This is a genomic window from Gulbenkiania mobilis (assembly GCA_004346645.1).
Taxonomy (GTDB): domain Bacteria; phylum Pseudomonadota; class Gammaproteobacteria; order Burkholderiales; family Chromobacteriaceae; genus Gulbenkiania; species Gulbenkiania mobilis.
This window is the reverse complement of record SMDA01000011.1, coordinates 1-19340: the sequence shown is the minus strand read 5'-3', so window position 1 is coordinate 19340 and position 19340 is coordinate 1. Positions and strand designations below refer to the sequence as shown.

General features: G+C 63.1%; 19 protein-coding genes. 16 read left to right on the top strand and 3 right to left on the bottom strand.

Annotation, left to right across the window (positions count from 1 at the left end; all coding sequences use genetic code 11):
• Positions 1-12 precede the first annotated feature (12 nt).
• From EV669_RS13205 to EV669_RS13165, 9 genes are all read left to right on the top strand, one after another.
• Positions 13-495, top strand: a complete 483-nt coding sequence (locus EV669_RS13205) for a hypothetical protein (RefSeq protein WP_132098937.1) — start codon at positions 13-15, stop codon at positions 493-495.
• 4 nt (positions 496-499) lie between these two features.
• Positions 500-1762: a glycosyltransferase family 4 protein gene (locus EV669_RS13200; RefSeq protein WP_132098936.1), complete on the top strand. Its 1263-nt coding sequence runs from the start codon at positions 500-502 to the stop codon at positions 1760-1762.
• 75 nt (positions 1763-1837) lie between these two features.
• On the top strand, positions 1838-2155 hold the full coding sequence (locus tag EV669_RS13195; RefSeq protein WP_054286161.1) for an encapsulin-associated ferritin-like protein: 318 nt from the start codon (positions 1838-1840) through the stop codon (positions 2153-2155).
• A 133-nt stretch (positions 2156-2288) separates the two neighbouring features.
• On the top strand, positions 2289-3452 hold the full coding sequence (locus tag EV669_RS13190; RefSeq protein ID WP_132098935.1) for a DegT/DnrJ/EryC1/StrS family aminotransferase: 1164 nt from the start codon (positions 2289-2291) through the stop codon (positions 3450-3452).
• Positions 3449-4090, top strand: a complete 642-nt coding sequence (locus EV669_RS13185; RefSeq protein WP_054286159.1) for a sugar transferase — start codon at positions 3449-3451, stop codon at positions 4088-4090. The genes EV669_RS13190 and EV669_RS13185 overlap by 4 nt, the downstream gene beginning before the upstream one ends.
• On the top strand, positions 4091-5980 hold the full coding sequence (locus tag EV669_RS13180) for a polysaccharide biosynthesis protein (RefSeq protein ID WP_132098934.1): 1890 nt from the start codon (positions 4091-4093) through the stop codon (positions 5978-5980).
• 238 nt (positions 5981-6218) lie between these two features.
• On the top strand, positions 6219-7532 hold the full coding sequence (locus EV669_RS13175) for a dicarboxylate/amino acid:cation symporter (RefSeq protein WP_055434028.1): 1314 nt from the start codon (positions 6219-6221) through the stop codon (positions 7530-7532).
• A 327-nt stretch (positions 7533-7859) separates the two neighbouring features.
• Positions 7860-8720: a KPN_02809 family neutral zinc metallopeptidase gene (gene ypfJ / locus EV669_RS13170; RefSeq protein ID WP_132098933.1), complete on the top strand. Its 861-nt coding sequence runs from the start codon at positions 7860-7862 to the stop codon at positions 8718-8720.
• A gap of 76 nt (positions 8721-8796) precedes the next feature.
• On the top strand, positions 8797-9168 hold the full coding sequence (locus tag EV669_RS13165) for a hypothetical protein (RefSeq protein WP_132098932.1): 372 nt from the start codon (positions 8797-8799) through the stop codon (positions 9166-9168).
• Positions 9169-9230: 62 nt separating this feature from the next.
• Here EV669_RS13165 and EV669_RS13160 read toward each other — a convergent pair whose 3' ends face one another.
• A complete protein-coding gene (locus EV669_RS13160; protein ID WP_132098931.1) occupies positions 9231-9599 on the bottom strand; it encodes a YggL 50S ribosome-binding family protein in 369 nt (122 codons plus the stop codon).
• Positions 9600-9666: 67 nt separating this feature from the next.
• Positions 9667-11202, bottom strand: a complete 1536-nt coding sequence (gene ubiD, locus EV669_RS13155; protein WP_132098930.1) for a 4-hydroxy-3-polyprenylbenzoate decarboxylase — start codon at positions 11200-11202, stop codon at positions 9667-9669.
• Between the two features lie 144 nt (positions 11203-11346).
• Between ubiD and EV669_RS13150 the strand changes: the two genes are divergently transcribed.
• The 7 genes from EV669_RS13150 (at position 11347) to EV669_RS13120 (ending at position 18489) form a co-directional block, all read left to right on the top strand.
• The gene (locus tag EV669_RS13150; protein ID WP_055434032.1) at positions 11347-11943 is read left to right on the top strand and encodes an OmpW/AlkL family protein; all 597 of its coding nucleotides are present in this window, start codon (positions 11347-11349) and stop codon (positions 11941-11943) included.
• 90 nt (positions 11944-12033) lie between these two features.
• Positions 12034-13101, top strand: coding sequence for a PLP-dependent cysteine synthase family protein (locus tag EV669_RS13145; RefSeq protein WP_054286151.1), 1068 nt, complete (start codon positions 12034-12036; stop codon positions 13099-13101).
• Between the two features lie 231 nt (positions 13102-13332).
• A complete protein-coding gene (locus EV669_RS13140; RefSeq protein WP_132098929.1) occupies positions 13333-14418 on the top strand; it encodes an ABC transporter ATP-binding protein in 1086 nt (361 codons plus the stop codon).
• A gap of 5 nt (positions 14419-14423) precedes the next feature.
• The gene (locus tag EV669_RS13135; RefSeq protein WP_162838301.1) at positions 14424-15317 is read left to right on the top strand and encodes an ABC transporter permease; all 894 of its coding nucleotides are present in this window, start codon (positions 14424-14426) and stop codon (positions 15315-15317) included.
• On the top strand, positions 15310-16104 hold the full coding sequence (locus EV669_RS13130) for an ABC transporter permease (RefSeq protein ID WP_054286149.1): 795 nt from the start codon (positions 15310-15312) through the stop codon (positions 16102-16104). Before EV669_RS13135 ends, EV669_RS13130 begins: the two co-directional genes overlap by 8 nt.
• Before the next feature lie 130 nt (positions 16105-16234).
• Positions 16235-17299: an ABC transporter substrate-binding protein gene (locus tag EV669_RS13125; protein ID WP_055434033.1), complete on the top strand. Its 1065-nt coding sequence runs from the start codon at positions 16235-16237 to the stop codon at positions 17297-17299.
• Positions 17300-17406: 107 nt separating this feature from the next.
• Complete coding sequence (locus tag EV669_RS13120) at positions 17407-18489, top strand: VanZ family protein (RefSeq protein WP_132098928.1); 1083 nt, start codon at positions 17407-17409, stop codon at positions 18487-18489.
• On the opposite strand, the gene EV669_RS13115 is transcribed toward EV669_RS13120, so the two are convergent.
• Positions 18486-19121 (bottom strand): pyrimidine 5'-nucleotidase, encoded by a 636-nt coding sequence (locus EV669_RS13115; protein WP_054286146.1) that lies wholly within the window; start codon positions 19119-19121, stop codon positions 18486-18488. The two genes, EV669_RS13120 and EV669_RS13115, sit on opposite strands and share 4 nt — an antisense overlap.
• Between the last annotated feature and the right edge of the window lie 219 nt (positions 19122-19340).

Genomic DNA, 19340 nt, shown 5'->3' with positions numbered 1-19340 from the left:
GCGGAGAATGCCATGAACACACCGTTTGCCCACCTCATTGCCAGCCTCTGTATCGGCGCGACCTTGGGCGTCCCGGCATGGGCCGGCTCTGGTTCGGTCCTGCCCGAAGGGCGTAGCTGTTACTACCTCAACGACAGACACGTGGAGCGTGCGGTGCGGCTCGATCGCACCGGCCACACGGTGCAGGGCCGCATGGTCTACTTTCCGCACGGCAAGGATGGCCGCACCGGCCGCCTGCGCGATGGCTACGTACAGCCGGACGGCAGCGTCCGTATCACCTATGACTACACCATCGAGGGCATGCACCAGATCCAGGCGCAGATCCTCGGCACGACCCGCCGCGGCCTGCGTTTCAAGACCGGGGCGTACAGGGTGGTGAGGGAGCAGCCGTACGAAGAGCGCTTTGCCGCGCCCGCAAGCGCCCGTTGGGACCGTACCGTGTTGCCTCGGGTAAAATGCAGCCTCCCGGCACTGCGCCGGGCGCTCAACGACTGACAGCATGCGCATCCTCTACATCAATCACTATGCCGGTAGCCCCCGGCACGGCATGGAATTCCGGCCGTATTACTTGGCTCGCGAATGGGTGGCCCTTGGCCATGAAGTCAATATCGTCGCGGCCGACTACTCACACTTGCGCCAGGAAAACCCGACCCTCACCGGGCCCTTTCTCGATGAAACGCTGGACGGTATCCGCTACACCTGGTGCCGCACACCGCGGTATGCCGGCAACGGCGTGAAGCGGGTGGTCAACATCTTTGCCTTCCTGCGGCGCCTGATGGGGCTGTCGGGACGCTTCCTGCGCGACTGGAAGCCGGATGTGGTGATCGCCTCGTCCACCTACCCGCTGGACATCGTGCCCGCGGCCTTCTTTGCCGGACGTACCGGAGCCCGGCTGGTGTACGAGGTGCACGACCTATGGCCGCTGACACCGGTGGAAGTGGGCGGCATGAGTCCCAAGCATCCATTCATCCGCTTGCTGCAGTGGGCCGAGGATTTCGCCTATCGTCGCGCCGACGCAGTGGTCTCGATGTTGCCCTGCGCGCGCGAGTACATGCAGGCGCATGGTATGGCGCCGGAGAAGTTCCGGGTGGTACCCAACGGGGTGGATGTGGCCGAATGGGAAAGCGCGACGCTGGCCCTGCCGGACGCCCACCGCGCGCTGCTGGAAGAGTTGAAGGCCACCGGACGCTTCATCGTCGGCTATGCCGGCGGCCACGGACTGGCCAATGCGCTGGATGTGCTTCTGGATGCGGCCGCACGGCTCGACGGTGTGCCTGTGTCCTTCGTGCTGGTGGGCGACGGCCCCGACCGGGGCCGCCTGATGGAGGAGACCGGTCGCCGTGGCTTGGCCAACGTCCACTTCCTGCCTGCGATCGCCAAGCGCGCGGTCCCCAACTTCCTGGCGGCGTGCGACGCGCTCTATATTGGCTGGCGCAAGCTGCCGATCTACCGCTTCGGCATCAACCCCAACAAGCTGTTCGACTACATGATGGCGGGGCGGCCGGTGATCCACTCCATCAGTGCAGGCAATGATCTGGTCGCGGAGGCGCAGGCCGGTGTGAGTGTGCCTGCCGAGGATGCCGTAGCGGTGGCCGGAGCGGTGGAAGCAATGATGGCGCGCTCCCCCGGGGACCGGGCCCGCATGGGCGCGTCCGGGCGTACGCACGTGCGGGCGCACCACGATTACCGTGTGCTGGCCCGAAGGTTTGCCGAAGCCTTCCGAACCGCGCAGGCGGGTTCATCTGCAGCCCTTGAGCGATAATGATCCAGTCGGCCGCAGCGTGCAGCCCGCGCGGTGCGGTCTTCCTGTGACCCTTCGCCAAAAAGGATGTGCCCGATGTCGAGTACGAGCTATCACGAACCTGTAGAGGAACTGTCTGCATTCACGCGCGACATGCACCGCGCCATCGTGTCGCTGATGGAAGAGCTGGAAGCCGTGGACTGGTACAACCAGCGCGCGGATGCCTGCAATGATCCTGAACTGAAGAAGGTTCTGGAGCATAATCGCGACGAGGAAAAGGAACACGCTGCGATGACGCTGGAGTGGATCCGCCGTCGCGATCCGACCTTCGATGCCTATCTGCGCGAATTCCTCTTCACCGAGGCCCCGATTACCGAGGTGGAGGACGCGATGGACAAGGAAGGCAAGAGCTGAGCCTCGTCCCCGTCCGGCTGCCGGCCGCATGCCGGCGGTTTTCGCGGCGTCATCCCACGGGTGGCGCCGCGAAAACCGTTTTATGCCTTTAAACCACGTGTCCGCCGCCAGGCGGGCCTTAGAGCAGGACATCATGAGCACACCGTCGTTTCTGCCGTTTGCCTTGCCGGACATCGGCGAAGAGGAAATTGCCGAAGTTGTGGACGCACTCCGTTCCGGCTGGGTGACCACCGGTCCTAAGACCCGCCAGTTCGAGGCCGATTTTGCCGCCTTCATCGGTGGCGGCGTCGAGGCCATTGCCGTCAATTCGGCTACCGCCGGGCTGCACCTGGCGCTGGAGGCAGTAGGCGTCGGGCCGGGCGACGAGGTGATCGTGCCAAGTTACACCTTCACCGCCACCGCAGAGGTGGTGCGCTATCTCGGTGCCGACCCGGTGTTCGTCGATGTGGATGCCGCGACGCTGAACATCAGCCCGGACGCGGTACGCGCGGCGATCACGCCACGCACGCGCGCCATCGTGCCGGTGCATTTTGCCGGCCTGGCCTGTGAGATGGATGAGATTCTGGAGGTGGCCCGCACACACGGGTTGAAGGTGGTGGAAGACGCAGCGCATGCGCTGCCTGCCACCTACAAAGGCCAGAAGGTGGGCACGCTGGCGTCGGATGTGACCGTGTTCAGCTTCTATGCCAACAAGACCATGACCACTGGCGAGGGCGGCATGGTGGTATCACGTCATGCCGACCTGATCGCCCGCTGCAAGGTGATGCGTCTGCATGGCATCAGCCGCGATGCCTTCGACCGCTACGTGTCCAAGACCCCGGCCTGGTTCTACGAGGTGGTCGCCCCCGGCTTCAAGTACAACATGCCCGACACGGCTGCCGCGATGGGCATCCACCAGCTACGTCGCCTGGAAGGCTTCGCCCGCCGGCGCGAGGACATGGCCACCCGCTACGACCGCGAACTGGCGGGCCTGCCGCTGCACCTGCCCGCACGTCCCGCCCAGGCCGGCGACCGGCATGCCTGGCATCTTTATCCGGTGCGGCTGCTGCCCGAGTCGGGTATTGGCCGCGATGACTTCATCGTGCGCATGGCCGAGGCCGGCATCGGCTGCTCGGTGCATTTCATCCCGCTCCATCGTCACCCCGTCTGGCGCGACGCGTATGGGCTGACCCCGGCGCAGTTCCCGGTGGCCGATGCCGCCTTTGCCGCCGAGGTGACGCTGCCGCTTTACACGCGCATGACGGACGAGGACCAGACGCGCGTTATTGCAACGGTGCGCACGCTGCTTTCGGCATGAATGCACTGCCCCCCTGCTGCGCGCCCGCCGGAGCCGGCTCGGACCGGGTGAAGCGGGTGTTCGACCTGGTGGCGGCCGGCCTGGGCCTTTTGGTGCTGGCGCCGCTGCTGTTGGGCATCGCCTTGTGGGTGAAGCTGGATTCGCCCGGCCCCGTGTTCTTTCGCCAGGTACGCGTGGGGCGCTTCGGCCAACCTTTCGCCATCCACAAGTTCCGCACCATGACCGTTGGCGCGGAGGCTGCGGGACAGCTCACCGTGGGTGCGGATGCGCGGGTTACCCGCGCCGGACGCTTCCTGCGCAAGGCCAAGCTCGATGAATTGCCGCAGCTGATCGACGTGCTGGCCGGATCGATGAGTCTGGTGGGGCCACGACCGGAAGTACCGCGCTATGTGGCCCGCTATCCGGCTGAGGTGAAGACGCTGGTGCTGTCGGTACGTCCGGGCATCACCGACTGGGCCTCGATCCGCCTCATCGACGAGAACGAACTGCTGGCCGGCGCGCCGGACCCGGAGCAGGCCTACGTCGAACGGGTGCTGCCCGAGAAGCTCGCCTATCATGTGCGCTATGCGCAAACCCATACGTTGGCCGAAGATGTGCGCATCATCCTCGCCACGCTCGCAAAGATCGTTACCCGCTGAATGCTGGAAAAACTGCTGTCGTTCTCGCGTCACCACAAGATGGCGCTGCTGATGCTGATGGATGCCCTGCTGTTGCCGCTGGCGCTGTGGAGCGCAGTGGTCCTGCGGCTGGGCGGGGTGTGGGACCCGAAGCTCGATCCTTATCTGTGGATCTTCATCGTGCCGCCGCTGTGGGTGCTGCCGATCTTTATCCACCTGGGGCTCTATCGTGCCGTCCTCAAGTATGTCGACGACAAGATCGTGGCCACGGTGTTCTGGGGCGTTACGCTCGCGGTGCTGGTGCTGACCGCGGTGATCGTGCTGGCTCGGGTTACCCCGTTTCCGCGCTCGTCGGTCATCATCTTCTGGGTGTTCGCCATGGCTTACATCGGCGGCAGCCGCTTCGTGCTGCGCGGCTTGATCCGGCGCATCGATGCGGTAGATGCCCCGCGTGAGCCGGTGCTGATCTACGGCGCCGGCCGGGCAGGCATCCAGCTGATGCTGGCGCTGCAGGCTGGGCGGGAATACCGCCCGATGGCCTTCGTGGACGACAACCCCGACCTGTGGCGCCGTACCTTTCGTGGGCTGGCGGTGCATCCGCCCCGCGAGCTGCCGGCGCTGCTCGCCGAGACCGGCGCGCGAGCCATCCTGCTAGCCATCCCCTCGGCCAGCCTGTCGCGGCAACGGCAGATTCTCGAATCGCTGGAGTCGCTGCGGGTGCCGATCAAGCGCCTGCCGGGCATGGCGGATCTCGTGTCAGGAGAAGTACGGGTCGAAGAGCTCAAGCCGGTCAGCATCGAGGACCTGCTGGGGCGTGACCCCGTGCCGCCCCGCCCGGAGCTGCTTTCGGCCAACCTGGCGGGCAAGAGCGTGCTGGTGACCGGTGCCGGCGGGTCCATCGGTTCCGAACTGTGCCGCCAGATCGTGCGCCAGCAGCCCGTGCGCCTGGTGCTGTATGAACTCTCCGAGTACGCGCTGTACGCGGTGGAGCAAGAGCTGCGGGCGCTCGCGCCCGGGCTGGAGATCGTGCCGCTGCTCGGCTCGGTGACCGACGGCCCGCGCCTGTGCTCGGTGATGCAGGCGTTTGCAGTGGAAACGGTCTACCACGCAGCGGCCTACAAGCATGTGCCCATGGTGGAGCACAATCCGGTCGCCGGCATTGTCAACAACGCTTTCGGCACCGACGTGTGCGCGGCCGCGGCCGAGGCTTGCGGGGTGACCACCTTTGTCCTCATCTCCACCGACAAGGCGGTGCGGCCCACCAACGTGATGGGCGCCACCAAGCGCCTGGCCGAACTGGCCCTGCAGGCGCGTCACGCCGAGGGCAGCCGCACCCGCTTCGTGATGGTGCGCTTTGGAAACGTGCTGGGCAGCTCTGGCTCGGTGGTGCCCCTTTTCCAGCGGCAGATCGCCGCCGGTGGCCCGGTGACGCTGACGCATCCGGACATCACCCGCTACTTCATGACCATCCCCGAGGCGGCGCAGCTGGTGATCCAGGCGGGCGCGATGGGGCAGGGCGGGGACGTGTTTGTCCTCGACATGGGCGAGCCGGTACGCATCCTGGATCTGGCACGGCGGATGATTCACCTCTCCGGGCTGGAGGTGAAGGACGACAGCCATCCACACGGGGACATCGAGATTCGATGTACCGGCCTGCGCCCCGGCGAGAAGCTCTACGAAGAGCTGCTGATCGGCGACGACGCGGTGCCTACCGACCATCCGCGCATCCTTCGGGCGCAGGAGTACCATCTTTCCGCGCAGCTACTGACCGCACACATGGCGGTGCTGCGTGAGGCCTGTGACCGTCTCGACGCGGCGGCAGCGTTTGCCTGCCTGCAGCAGGTGGTGCACGAGTTCCGTGCCGCCGAAGTCACTGCCGACTGGGTGGCGGGCGCTACCGGCGTGCATTGAGGCCCGTAGTCGGCCGCGCGTAGCGGAACGGCGCTTGCCCGCGTGGTCAAGCCCGTCCCGGGGGGGGCGTGCAAAAAACATGATGTCGGACAATCCTATCGAATCTGAGCGTGCCTGAGGGCACGCTTTCTGTTTTAATGGCGCCCTCAAAGAAACCGGCCAGACCGGGCAAGACCGGGACCACCCGGCGAAGAACGCTGCAAAGGAGGATTTCACCGTGCAACGCAGGGAAACCCTCATGAAAATGAACAAACTCACTGCCATGATCCTGGTCGCCATGATACTGGGCGTGGCAACCGGTTATGCGTGGCGCATGCTGGCCGGCAGCGATGCCGCCATCCAGGCGTTCGCAGACCAGCTGTCGATCCTGACCGACATCTTTCTGCGCCTGATCAAAATGATCATCGCTCCGCTGGTGTTTTCCACCCTGGTGGTGGGCATCGCGCGGATGGGTGATTCGGCCACGGTGGGTCGGATCGGCGCCAAGTCGATGGCTTGGTTCCTTACCGCCTCGCTGGTGTCGCTGCTCCTCGGGCTGGTGATGGTCAATCTGCTCAAGCCGGGCTTGGGGCTGAGCCTGCCCCTGCCGGAGGTGACCGCCAGTTCCGGCATCGAGAAGGGCGCCCTGACGCTCAAGGACTTTATCGGCCACCTCATTCCCAAGAGCGTGTTCGACGCCCTGGCCAAGAACGAAATTCTGGCGATCGTGGTGTTCTCGCTCTTTTTCGGCACCGCGGCCTCGGCCGTGGGCGAGAAGGCGCGCGTCCTCATCGATGTCATCGATGCGGTGGCGCACATCATGCTGAAGGTGACAGGCTACGTGATGAACTTCGCGCCCTTTGCCGTCTTTGCCGCGCTGGCCGGCATGGTGGCCAAGGAAGGGCTGAGCATCCTGTCCACCTACGGCAGCTTCATGGCGCAGTTTTACCTGTCGCTCGGCCTGCTGTGGCTGGCGCTCCTGGGCATGGGCAGCCTGTTCCTCAAGGGCCGGGTGATCGAGCTGCTGCGCGCCATCCGCGAACCGGCTCTGCTGGCGTTCTCCACCGCCAGCTCCGAGGCGGCCTACCCCAAGACGCTGGATCGGCTGAAGCGTTTCGGTTGCAGCGACCGCATTGCCAGCTTCGTGCTGCCAATGGGGTACTCGTTCAACCTCGACGGTTCGATGATCTATTGCACCTTTGCCACGATCTTCATCGCTCAGGCCTACGGCATCCACCTGTCGCTGTCGCAGGAAGTGACCATGATGCTGATCCTGATGGTCACCTCGAAGGGCATGGCGGGGGTGCCGCGTGCCTCACTGGTGGTAATCGCGGCCACGCTGGCGCAGTTCAACATCCCCGAGGCCGGTCTACTGCTGCTGCTGGGGGTGGACCACTTTCTGGACATGGGCCGCTCCGCCACCAACGTGCTGGGTAACGCCATTGCCGCCAGTGTGGTGGCCAAGAGCGAGAACCAACTGAGCGATGCCCTGCCATCGCTGGACGAGGACGATGACATCGACCCTGATCCGCAACCGGACACGGTGCCCTCCGTGGCAGGCCAGCAGGCCTGACGGTCGGCGTGAAAGACGGCTGCCTTGGCAGCCGTCTTTCTTTTTATGGGCCCTTACCCCGCTTTTTCCGTGCGGGATTTCCTTGTCGCGGACGAGGACCGCCTTCCGCGAGCCTGCTCCGGCGCGGGTATCTTTCCTGGCGCTTCGTAGGCATCCGCTGTGTTTTCTCCTTGTCCTCCGGGTCTGGCCGCGTTCGGCTCCTTGCTTGGCCGAAGCCAGGCCCGGACCTGCGTCTTGGCCCGCTGCATCGCAGGCCCGATCAGCACAAGGGCAGGGGCAGGCGCGTTGGTTGCTTCGGCCAAGGCGGATACTTGCAGGGAGAGTGGCATGCGTTGGGACCAGATGCGCGAGAGCAGCAATGTCGAAGACCGCCGGGGTGGAGGGGGTCTGCCGCTTATTGGCGGCGGGCTGGGCATCGTCGGCACGCTGGCGGTCATCGGCATCAGCCTGCTGCTGGGCGTCAATCCGCTGGACCTGCTCTCGATGAGCGGCGGCGGGCAGCCGGTTGCCCAGCAGCAGACCCCAACCGACCCCAACGACCCGGCGATGCGTTTTGTCCGGTCGGTCGTGGGCGATACCGAGGATACCTGGCAGAAGGTATTTGCAGAGCAGCTCAATGCCCAGTACCAGCCGCCGCGACTGGTAGTGTTCCGGGGACAGGTGGAGTCCGCTTGCGGACGGGCCACCTCCGCCGTCGGGCCTTTTTACTGTCCGGCCGACCGGCAGGTGTATCTGGATCTTGCCTTCTTTGACGAGCTGTCGGGACGCTTCAAGGCGCCCGGCGACTTCGCCAACGCCTACGTGATCGCGCATGAGATCGGTCACCACGTGCAAACGCTCACCGGCATTTCCCAACAGGTGCAGCAGGCCGGCCAGGCACAGGGCAAGGCCGGGCGCAACGCACTCTCGGTCCGGCAGGAGCTCCAGGCCGACTGTCTGGCCGGTGTGTGGGGTCATTATGCCGCCCAGCGCAAGCTCCTGGATCCTGGCGATGCCGAAGAGGCGTTTGCCGCAGCGCAGGCCATCGGCGACGACACATTGCAAAAACAGGCCCAGGGGTACGCCGTGCCCGACTCTTTCACCCATGGCACCTCCGCCCAGCGCTTGCAGTGGTTCCGTACGGGTCTGCAGACCGGGCAGATTCGCAGCTGCGATACCTTTTCGAGCCGCGAGTCAGCCACGCGCTAGCCTGCCTGCGACCTCCGGGCTTTGCAAATGACGGGCAAGGGTATAGATTTTGTGCGATGCACAAAAGGAGGTGTCCATGTTCTGGCCCATTTGCTGGCTGCCAATGGCAGCCGTCCCCGGCGTGCTGCGCTGCTTCTTCGCCCTAGGGCGCAGTCAGCAGGTGTTATGGCGCTCTCAGTGCTTCCACAATGCGCGTCTGCTTACCGGCTGGGCGCCATGGGAGGACAAGGTTGGCCGAATCACCCGCCGCGCCTGTGCCGATTGGGTGACCTATGCGCACGACACTACGCAGGCCCAAGGTTGTCTTGCCAGGGAGATGGCCGCTGACTGGGCGCGTGTGCCCGAAGCGGGGCAGGCTGCCCAATGGCTCAACAGCCTGCAGGCCCGCCTGCAACCCGTGATACAGGAAGAACTGGCCGCGTTCGGCCGTGCCACCGTGCGCTACTGAGCGAACAGCCAAGAAAAAACCGGCCACGCGGGCCGGTTTGCTCAGTCGTTTGCCGTAGCAGATCAGTACTGGCTGTGCCACAGATCGATCAGTTCACCGGCCTCGACGTTTTCCACTTCCTCACGCTGTCCCAGCCAGCCCACCAGTGCGGCGCGCACTTCCTCGCTGACCTTGGTGTCCCCCACGGGGAAGACCACGCCTTCCAGGTGCGAGCGGCCGTCGAAATGGCCGCCAAAGCTCACTCCATGACGGTCCACTTCGGTCAGCCAGGCGTCCAGCAGCGCATCCAGCGCTTCCGCAGGCTTGCTTTCGGCCAGGGTGGCCACGAGGTGGAAGCCCAGTTCGCTGAATTCGCCCACGTGCATCTTCTTGCGCTGACGGGGCTTCAGGCGCTTGAGCCGGTTGGGCGAGTGCGGGTTGCGTACGCTCATGAGAGGTCTCCTGTTGAAGTGGGCGCGATGATACCACCGCTTGAGTCGATACAGCCTGTCTGTCGGCTTACAGGCCGAGCGTCTGCCACAGATCGTCTACCCGCGCCTTGACGGCGCTGTCCATCACGATGGGCACCCCCCATTCACGGCTGGTCTCGCCCGGCCATTTGTTGGTGGCGTCCAGACCCATCTTGCCCCCCAGGCCAGAGACCGGGCTGGCAAAGTCCAGATAGTCGATCGGTGTGTGGTCGATCAGCGTGGTGTCGCGCACCGGGTCCATGCGAGTGGTGATCGCCCAGATCACCTCCTGCCACGAGCGGGTGTCCACGTCGTCATCCACCACCACAATGAACTTGGTGTACATGAACTGCCGCAAGAAACTCCATACGCCCAGCATCACCCGCTTGGCATGGCCAGGGTACTGCTTCCTGATACTGACCACCGCCATCCGGTAACTGCAGCCTTCCGGTGGCAGGTAGAAGTCGGTGATTTCCGGAAACTGCTTCTGCAGGATGGGCACGAACACCTCGTTCAGCGCCACACCCAGGATCGCCGGCTCGTCAGGCGGTTTGCCGGTGTAGGTACTGTGGTAAACCGGGTCTGGCCGGTGCGTGATCCGCTCCACGGTAAACACCGGAAACCAGTCCTGCTCGTTGTAGTAGCCGGTGTGATCGCCGTATGGCCCTTCCAGCGCATGCAGGTAGCCGTCTTTTTCCTTGAGTGGAATGCCATGTTCGCTCACGCCCTCAAAGCCTGTAGCGCACGGGCTCAGCTCGCCTTCCAGCACAATCTCTGCCGTTGCCGGCACCGAGAGGGTGTTGCCCAGGCAGCGCGTCAGCTCGGTGCGGCTGCCACGCAGCAGTCCGGCAAACTGGTACTCCGACAGCGTGTCGGGCACCGGTGTGACCGCCCCGAGGATGGTGGCCGGGTCACAGCCAAGTACCACCGATACCGGAAACGGCTCGCCGGGGTGGGCACGGGTGTGTTCGCGAAAGTCCAGTGCGCCGCCCCGATGGGCCAGCCAACGCATGATCAGACGGTTGCGCCCGATCAACTGCTGACGATAGATCCCCAGATTCTGACGCTTCTTGTGCGGGCCGCGCGTCACCGTCAGTCCCCAGGTCACCAAGGGCGCCACATCCCCCGGCCAGCAGTGCTGGACCGGCAGACGGGTCAGGTCTACCTCGCTGCCTTCCAGCACCACGCTCTGGCAGACGCCGCGCTTCACTTCCTTGGGCGCCATGGACAGTACCTGACGCAAGAGCGGCAATTTGTCCCACGCCTCGCGCAGCCCACGGGGCGGCTCCGGTTCCTTGAGATAGGCCAGTGTGCGGCCAATCTCGCGCAACTGCGCCACGTCGTCGGTGCCCATCCCCAGCGCAACGCGGCGCGGCGTGCCGAAAAGGTTGGCCAGCACCGGCATGTCATAGCGGTGGCTTTCGGTCTGCGGCGTTTCAAAAAGCAGGGCTGGCCCTTGCGCCTTCAGCACACGGTCACCGATTTCCGTCATTTCGAGTTTCGGCGAGACCCGCTGGGGGATGCGCTTGAGTTCGCCGGTGGCTTCCAGCTGGGCCATGAAGTCCCTGAGATCGACGTATTTCATGTGTCTTTCATGATCTAACGCAAAGTTTGAACAGGGTCGCTCCAGTAAGCTTCCCGACAGTCGAGGCACGCTACTGCCGCAAGGTTGCAAAGTCAATCGGGGCATGGGTGCCGGTACATCTGTCCTATCCTGGAGAACAAAACGATGAAGAAGCTTGCTCTGGCTCTTGTTGCCGGCCTGGTATCCGCGAGTGCTTTTGCCGCCCAAGGCGACATTCTGGCCCGTTTCCGCGTGATCAATATCAACCCGGACGTCAAGACCGACAAGACCCTGTCGGCTCTGCATGTTGACGTAGATGACCAGACCGTTCCGGAACTGGACTTCACCTACATGCTGACCAACAACATCGGCGCCGAGCTGATCCTGGGCACCGCCCGTCACGAAGTGACGTCCACCCTGGGTTCGCTGGGCAAGGTCAGCCACCTGCCGCCGACCGTTACCCTGCAGTACCACTTCACTCCGGAAGCCAACTTCCGTCCGTACGTGGGTGCCGGTATCAACTACACCCGTTTCTACAACGACGGGCTGAAGGCTGGCGGTGCTGACCTGTCGATCGACAAGAACAGCTTTGGCGGCGCACTGCAGGTGGGTGCCGACTACGCCATCACCAAGGACGTATTCGTCAACGTCGACGTGAAGAAGCTCTTCATCAAGACCGACGTCAGCCTGAACGGCTCCAACCTCGGCACCCTGAAGATCAACCCGCTGGTGGTTGGCCTGGGTATCGGCACCAAGTTCTGATCGGCATCCCGAATCTGAACGAGCAGGGCGCACCTTCGGGTGCGCCTTTTGTTTTCCCGGCCTAAAATCCGCTTTTTCCGGAGAAGACACATGAACACGTGGGTTGCCCAGGCCATCCGTACCATCGAGGCCGATTTCAACCGGTCGAGTGACACCCATCTCATTCCCCTGCCGCTGCCTGCGTTTCCAGGCCTTTCGCTTTACTTCAAGGACGAGTCGACGCACCCCACCGGCAGCCTGAAGCATCGCCTGGCCCGTTCGCTTTTCCTGTATGCGCTGTGCAATGGCTGGATCCGTGCCGGCACGCCAATCATTGAGGCCTCCAGCGGTAGCACCGCAGTATCCGAAGCCTACTTTGCCCGCCTGCTCGGGCTGCCCTTCATCGCCGTGATGCCGCGCGGCACCTCCGAAGAAAAGATCCGTGCCATCACCTTCTACGGTGGCCAATGTCATTTGGTGGACGACCCCTCCACGATTTACGACGAATCGCGCAGGTTGGCCGAAACGCTGGGCGGGCACTACATGGACCAGTTCACCTATGCGGAGCGGGCGACCGACTGGCGCGGCAACAACAACATTGCCGACACCATTTTCCATCAGATGGCGCTCGAGCCTCATCCCGAGCCGGCCTGGATCGTCTGCGGTGCCGGAACGGGCGGTACTAGTGCAACCTTCGGGCGCTATGTGCGTTATCAGAAGCAAAAGACCCGGGTATGCGTGGTGGATCCGGAGAACTCGGTTTTTCACGAAAGCTATTACTCGGGCCGGACCGATTGCCGCTGTCAAGGCAGCTCGGGGGTGGAAGGCATCGGCCGTCCCCGTGTGGAGCCATCGTTCATCGCCTCGGTGGTGGACCGCGTCATCCGCGTGCCTAACACGGCCACTTACGCAGCGCTGCATTTTCTGGAAGAGGTGCTCGGGCGCAAGTGCGGCGGCTCGACCGGCACCAATTTTTACGGAGTGTGCACGCTGATCAGTGAAATGGTCGCAGCTGGTGAGTCGGGCTCGCTGGTCACGCTCATCTGTGACGACGGCAACCGTTATCTCAACAGTTATTTCGACCCGGCATGGCTGCGCGCGCAGGGTCATGATATAAGCCCATGGCTTGACTGCTATCGCCGCTTTTATGATGAGGGCGTATGGGTGCCTGTGGCCTGAATGCATCAGGCCGGCAGTACGAACCGGGCTGATCCACATGCGGGCTGGTGCGTGGACACTAAGGTGGGGAAGGGTTTTCCCTGAAAAAAGAGCCACTTGCCGCCCCGGGTGAAGTTCTTTTGACCGCGCTGCAGCAAGAATGGCTGAGGTCTTGAATTTACAAGGCTTTTCGGGGTCCCCCGCGCGGGGTTTTTTGATAAAATGGCGCCCTTTTTACGGGCGGGAACGACGATGGCCCTTCTTGAAATCAGAAATGTTGTCAAACGCTTCGGCGATTTCACGGCTGTAAACGATGTCAGCCTGTCGGTGGAAGCCGGCGAATTCTTCACGCTCCTCGGCCCGTCCGGTTGTGGCAAGACCACGCTGCTGCGCATGCTGGCGGGCTTCGAGCAGCCGGATTCCGGGGCCATCCTGCTCGACGGCCTGGACATGTCGCGCGTGCCGCCCGAAAAGCGTCCAGTGCACACGGTTTTCCAGAGCTATGCCCTGTTCCCGCACATGACGGTGCGCGAGAACATTGCCTTTCCGCTCAAGATGGCAGGCTGGGACCGGAAGAAGATCGACAGTCAGGTGGACGAGCTGCTCGAGGACGTGCGCCTGACCCAGTTCGGCCAACGTTATCCGCACGAGATGTCCGGCGGCCAGCGCCAGCGGGTGGCCATTGCCCGTGCGCTGGTGGACCGCCCCCGCCTGCTTCTGCTCGACGAACCGCTCTCGGCGCTGGATGCCAAGCTGCGCGAGCAGATGCAGATCGAGCTGATCAACCTGCAGAAGGAAGTGGGCATTACCTTCGTGTACGTCACCCACGATCAGGGTGAAGCGTTGGCGCTGTCCCATCGCATTGCCGTGATGAGCCACGGCCAAGTGGAACAGCTCGACATACCGGAGCGTATCTACAGCCACCCCAAGAACCGTTTCGTGGCCGACTTCATCGGCCAGTGCAACGTGCTCGAAGGCACCGTCAAGGCGGTCGAAGGCGCCACGATGGTCGTTTCCATCAAGGGCTGTGGCGACGTGAAGTGCTCCACAGTGCCCGGCGTGGTGTCCGGACAGGCCGGCTGGCTGGCGTTGCGCCCGGAAAAGATCAAGCTCGACAAGGAGCTGCCCGATCTGCCCGACGAGGCCTACTTCAAAGGCCGGGTACACGACTGTCTCTACATGGGCGACGTGACCATCTACATCGTGGAGGTGGGCGAGGGCGTGCTGGTGGAGGCCATGCTGCCCAACAATATCCCGGGTGTGGCCAAGTTCTTCGATGACCACGATCTGGTCGAGATTGCCTGGCGCTTTGACGCCGGCAGCTTCCTCACGGAGTAAGCGGCATGACGCTGCAACAACGCATCGGCAAGTGGGTGCTCTCCTGGCCCCCGCTGGTCTACATGGTGCTGTTCTTCCTGGTACCGACGCTGATCATGGTCGTGGCCGCCTTCCGTTATCCGGGCGACTACGGCGGTCTGGCACCGATGTACTCTGTGGAAGACGGCAAGGTGGTGTGGGACCTCACGCTGGAGAACTTTCAGCGCCTGACAGAGGATGCCCTCTACTTCGACCTCTTCATCAAGTCCGCCGGATACGCGCTGGCTACCACGCTGGCCTGCATTCTTATGGCTTATCCGCTGGCCTGGCTGATTGCCCGCAGTCCCAAGCGCTACCGTGACCTGATGCTGCTGCTGGTCATCCTGCCCTTCTGGTCCAACTTCCTGATCCGCATCTATGCCTGGATGATTATCCTGGGGCCGCAGTCGGCCTTCACGCGTGCAGTGAACTGGCTGGTGACCGGGCTGGGCTTTGAACCGATACAGCTACTGTTCACACCGTTCGCGGTGATCGTGGGCATGGTGTACGTGCACCTGCCGTTCATGGTGCTGCCGCTGTATGCCAACCTCGAAAAGCATGACATGGCCTTGCTCGATGCCGCGCAGGACTTGGGGGCCAATGCTTGGCAGCGCTTCTGGCGTGTAACCTGGCCGCTGAGCCTGCCCGGTGTCTTTGCCGGCTCGGCGCTGGTGTTCATCCCTGCGCTGGGCATGTTCGCCATCCCCGACATCCTGGGCGGTACCGATTCGATCATGATCGGCAACCTGATCAAGCAGCAAATCCTTGACACCCGTGACTGGCCCTTCGGGTCGGTGCTGTCGATCATGCTGACCGGCGGCGTGCTGCTGATCGCCGCACTGGGCGCGGCCGTGGCACGCGGAGGACGCAAACGTGGCTAAGAAAAACGCTTGGTGGCTGTGGGCAGCGGCCATCCTCACCTACCTGTTCCTCTATCTGCCCCTGGTGATCGTGGTGGTGTTCTCGTTCAATGACTCGCGTCTGAACGCGGAGTGGGTGGGCTTCACGCTCGATTGGTACCGCAAGCTGTTCCACAACGAGAAAATGCTGACGGCTGCGGGCAACTCGCTGATGATTGGTGTGGTCTCCAGTCTGGCTTCCACAGTGCTGGGGACCCTGGCAGGCATCGCGCTGCACAAGTACAAGCTGCGCTTCCTGCCCTTCCTGGTGCTGACACCGATCGCGATTCCCGAACTCCTGATGGGGGTGTCGCTAGTCATCTTCTTCGTTATCGTCAACCAGCTCTTGGGTATTCTGGAGCTGGGGCTGATCACCATCATCCTCTCGCACATCGCCTTCTGCGTGGGCTTCGTGGCCATCGTCGTCCGCGCCCGCATGCAGGGTATGGACGAGAGCCTGGTCGAGGCCGCGCGCGACCTGGGCGCCACACCCTTCCAGGCCTTCCGGCTCGTCACCCTGCCGGTGATCATGCCCGGCATCATCGCCGGTGCCCTGATGGCCTTTACCCTTTCGATCGATGATTTCGTGATCACCTTCTTCACTGCGGGTGTTGGTGCCGCCACCCTGCCCCTGGAGATCTACTCCATGATCAAGATTGCGGTCACCCCAGAGGTCAACGCCGTGTCCAGCCTGCTGATGCTGCTCACGCTGGTGCTGATCGTCATTGCATCCAGGGTTTCGCCCAGCGCCTTGCGCGCCAACGGCTGACCCGCCCGTTTCGGCTAACCCCCTGCAGGGTTGGCCGAAAAACCTGGCGCCACACCAATCAAGCGGGCTTGAAAACACCGCGCGCCCAGGTCCTGTGTCTACACATCGCCGTGAACGTGAAAGGGTAATCATGAAAAAGGTTCTGCTGTCGCTGGCCCTGGTGGCTTCGGCCCAGGCATTTGCCGCCGACGAGCTGCATCTCTACAACTGGAACAACTATCTCTCCGATGCCACTGCCAAGCGCTTCGAGGCTTATTGCAAGTGCAAGCTGGTGCAGGACTACTACGGGGACAACGAGGAGATGCTGGCCAAGCTGGCCGCAGGCGCCAAGGGTTACGACATCGTCGTGCCCACCGGTTTTGCCGTTGAGGCCCTGGTCAAGCAGGGCAAGGCCCAGCCGCTCGACAAGAAGCAGCTGACCGCGCTGGGCAATATCGACCCGGGCTACATGAACGGCTTCTTCGACAAGGGCAACGTCTACTCGGTGCCGTATTCCTTCACCACCACGCTGCTGGGCTACAACGAGACCCAGCTCAAGAAGGCAGGCGTACTCGACAAGGCCAATAGCTGGGCGCTGATCTTCGATCCGGCCGTGCTGGGCAAGATCAAGGGCAAAGTCACTGTGCTCGACAGCCAGCGCGAGCTGATGTCTGCCGCGCTGATGTACTTGGGCAAGCCGGCCAACACCACCAACCCGGCCGACTGGAATGCCGCGCGCGACGTGATCCTGAAGGCCAAGCCGTACTGGGCCGCCTTCAACAACCAGAGCTACATCAAGGAGCTGACGGTCGGCAACATCTACGTTGCCTTCGGCTACTCCAACGATATGTTCCAGGCACAGCAGGATGCCAAGAAGGCCAAGCGTCCGTTCACCCTCAACTTCTCTCTGCAGAAGGAAGGCAATACCCTTTCGCTCGACAACTTCGTCGTGCTCAAGGATGCGCCGCGCAAGGACCTTGCCTACAAGTTCATCAACTTTATGCTCGATGGCAAGAACGCCGCCGACCTGACCAACGAGATGGGCTCCGGCAACCCGAACAAGGCAGCCAAGCCATTCGTAAAGCCGGAAATCGCCAAGGTGGCGGCCATCTTCCCGGGCGCCAGCGATGTGGGCCGCCTCCAGCAGCTGCGTGACCTCACCGCCAAGGACCGGCGCGAGCTCAACAAGGTCTGGTCTCAGGTCAAGCTGAAGTAAGGCGAGGTGCCCTGCAGTGCCACCGGGCGCAGCAGGGCACTCTTGCAGGGGGCATTTCCGGCTGGGTATCCTTGCCGGATGTCCCCTTTTCATCTTCCGTTGCGGCCATGCATCCGTCCGGCACATCCCTGAGCCTCAGGCCGGCACACCTGCCGCACTATGTCGCGCTGATCACCTTCGTGGTCATCGTGTTTACCAGCTTCTATCCCTTTACTGGCTGGGCATACAGTGGTCGCCCGCTGCTGGAATTCCTCACCTACGCCTGGCCTTACTATTTCCGGCTGTTCGACAACATCGTCAATTATCTGGTGTATGTGCCGTATGGCTTTGCGCTGGCGCTGACGCTCAAGCCCCGGTGGATGGGCTGGCTGCTGGCTCTGCTCTTGTCGACCCTGACGAGTTTTTCGGTGGAATTCGGCCAGCAGTTTCTGCCGGAGCGCGTCGCCTCCAATCTCGACATCGCCTACAACCTGGCTGGTGCGGCCACCGGGGCCACGCTCGCCATCAGCCCTTTGTTCAGACGGGTGTGGCATCGGGTATGGCAGTGGCGCCATCGCTATTTCTCGCCAGCCGCTGCGGCCGACTATGGTCTGGTGGTACTGGTGGTGTGGTTCCTCACACAGCTCAACCCGGCCGTTCCCCTGTTCGGTGTGGTGATCTATCCGGGAGGCTTGCCCCAGCCGTATGTCTCTCCGCTGGAAAACCCGCTGCTCTTTCTGTGGCTGATTGAAGCGGGCGGGGCCATGCTCAACCTGACTGCAACGCTCCTCTTTGCCACCGCCTTCCTGCGGGACCGGCGCTATATTGCCCGTACCATCCTCACCGTGCTGGTCTTGGCCTTCTTCCTCAAGATTGTCGCCGCCGGCATGCTGCTCAAGCCGATCGCATTCTTCGAGTGGATCAACCCGAGCGTGATGGCCGGGTTGGCCGCAGGGCTGTTCCTGGTCTGGCTGTTCACGCGTTTGGCCAGCCGGGGGCAGGCTGTCGGGGCGCTGGCTGCGGTCGGTGCGGCCCAAGGCGTGGCGGCACTCTGGCCGCTGGCACCCGAAGCGGGGGAGGCATTGCGCTACTTCCGCTGGAGCTATGGCCATCTGGAAAACATGAGCGCTTTGGTCGAGTTCCTTTCGCGCCTGTGGCCGTGGGCGGCCACCCTCTGTCTGATCTTTTTCCTGTGGGAGACGCGGGACTAGAGGCTGCGACAGCCCCTCACCAGATCACGTACCGACGGTACCCTCACATCCACATACCCTGGCTTGCGTGGCGTCTTGCTGATCCATACCGTGCGCATGCCCAGCGCTTTGGCGCTCCTAAGGTTGGCCAAAGAGTCCTCCACCATGATGCAGTAACGCGGATCCAATCTCTCCCGCCGCAATACCTGGCGGAACGCTTTGCGATAGGGCTTGGGGATCAGGTTTACGCTGTCCACCCCGTAAAGCGCGGAGAAGTGTCGGTCCAGCTTCAGGTGGCGAGTCACCCCTTCCACATAATGCTGGGGGCCGTTGGAGAACACGATCTTTCTACCAGGCAAGTGTTGCACCACATTGCGCAGCAGATGGTCCTGCCGCAGCAGGCCCCACAGCAGCGGTAGGGCATGGGTCGTATGCAGGAAGTGCCGAGGGTCCACGCCATGGTTGCGCATCAGTCCGGTCAGAGTGGCGCCGTAGCGCAGCCAGTAATCGCGTTGCAGTGCGTGCGCGGTGGCCTCGTCCATCTGCAGGTGCTCGACAATGTAGTGGGCCATCGTCTGGTTGAGATGGGGAAAGACCTGCCAGCTTGCATCATGCAGGGTGTCATCCAGATCAAAAATCCATGTGAGCGGCATTCCATCTCCTGTAGGGCCTATCCGAGCGGGGGGCGTCATTATCTCAACAGCGCGGTCACATCGGACAGGGCCGGGCTCTTCACTGGTCAAACAGCGGAGTTCGAATGCCGCAAGCGCTATGCCTGCAATATTTTCTGCAAATGGGGGTTGACGGTGTTTGGTGAGGTGGGTATAGTTCGCTTCCTCTGCTGAGCGCAACGGCGCCGGCCTGATCTTTGA

Coding starts and splice junctions, on each gene's coding strand:
- EV669_RS13205 (WP_132098937.1), top strand. CDS start 13: ATGAACACACCGTTTGCCCACCTCATTGCCAGCCTCTGTATCGGCGCG.
- EV669_RS13200 (WP_132098936.1), top strand. CDS start 500: ATGCGCATCCTCTACATCAATCACTATGCCGGTAGCCCCCGGCACGGC.
- EV669_RS13195 (WP_054286161.1), top strand. CDS start 1,838: ATGTCGAGTACGAGCTATCACGAACCTGTAGAGGAACTGTCTGCATTC.
- EV669_RS13190 (WP_132098935.1), top strand. CDS start 2,289: ATGAGCACACCGTCGTTTCTGCCGTTTGCCTTGCCGGACATCGGCGAA.
- EV669_RS13185 (WP_054286159.1), top strand. CDS start 3,449: ATGAATGCACTGCCCCCCTGCTGCGCGCCCGCCGGAGCCGGCTCGGAC.
- EV669_RS13180 (WP_132098934.1), top strand. CDS start 4,091: ATGCTGGAAAAACTGCTGTCGTTCTCGCGTCACCACAAGATGGCGCTG.
- EV669_RS13175 (WP_055434028.1), top strand. CDS start 6,219: ATGAAAATGAACAAACTCACTGCCATGATCCTGGTCGCCATGATACTG.
- ypfJ (WP_132098933.1), top strand. CDS start 7,860: ATGCGTTGGGACCAGATGCGCGAGAGCAGCAATGTCGAAGACCGCCGG.
- EV669_RS13165 (WP_132098932.1), top strand. CDS start 8,797: ATGTTCTGGCCCATTTGCTGGCTGCCAATGGCAGCCGTCCCCGGCGTG.
- EV669_RS13160 (WP_132098931.1), bottom strand. CDS start 9,599: ATGAGCGTACGCAACCCGCACTCGCCCAACCGGCTCAAGCGCCTGAAG.
- ubiD (WP_132098930.1), bottom strand. CDS start 11,202: ATGAAATACGTCGATCTCAGGGACTTCATGGCCCAGCTGGAAGCCACC.
- EV669_RS13150 (WP_055434032.1), top strand. CDS start 11,347: ATGAAGAAGCTTGCTCTGGCTCTTGTTGCCGGCCTGGTATCCGCGAGT.
- EV669_RS13145 (WP_054286151.1), top strand. CDS start 12,034: ATGAACACGTGGGTTGCCCAGGCCATCCGTACCATCGAGGCCGATTTC.
- EV669_RS13140 (WP_132098929.1), top strand. CDS start 13,333: ATGGCCCTTCTTGAAATCAGAAATGTTGTCAAACGCTTCGGCGATTTC.
- EV669_RS13135 (WP_162838301.1), top strand. CDS start 14,424: ATGACGCTGCAACAACGCATCGGCAAGTGGGTGCTCTCCTGGCCCCCG.
- EV669_RS13125 (WP_055434033.1), top strand. CDS start 16,235: ATGAAAAAGGTTCTGCTGTCGCTGGCCCTGGTGGCTTCGGCCCAGGCA.
- EV669_RS13120 (WP_132098928.1), top strand. CDS start 17,407: ATGCATCCGTCCGGCACATCCCTGAGCCTCAGGCCGGCACACCTGCCG.
- EV669_RS13115 (WP_054286146.1), bottom strand. CDS start 19,121: ATGCCGCTCACATGGATTTTTGATCTGGATGACACCCTGCATGATGCA.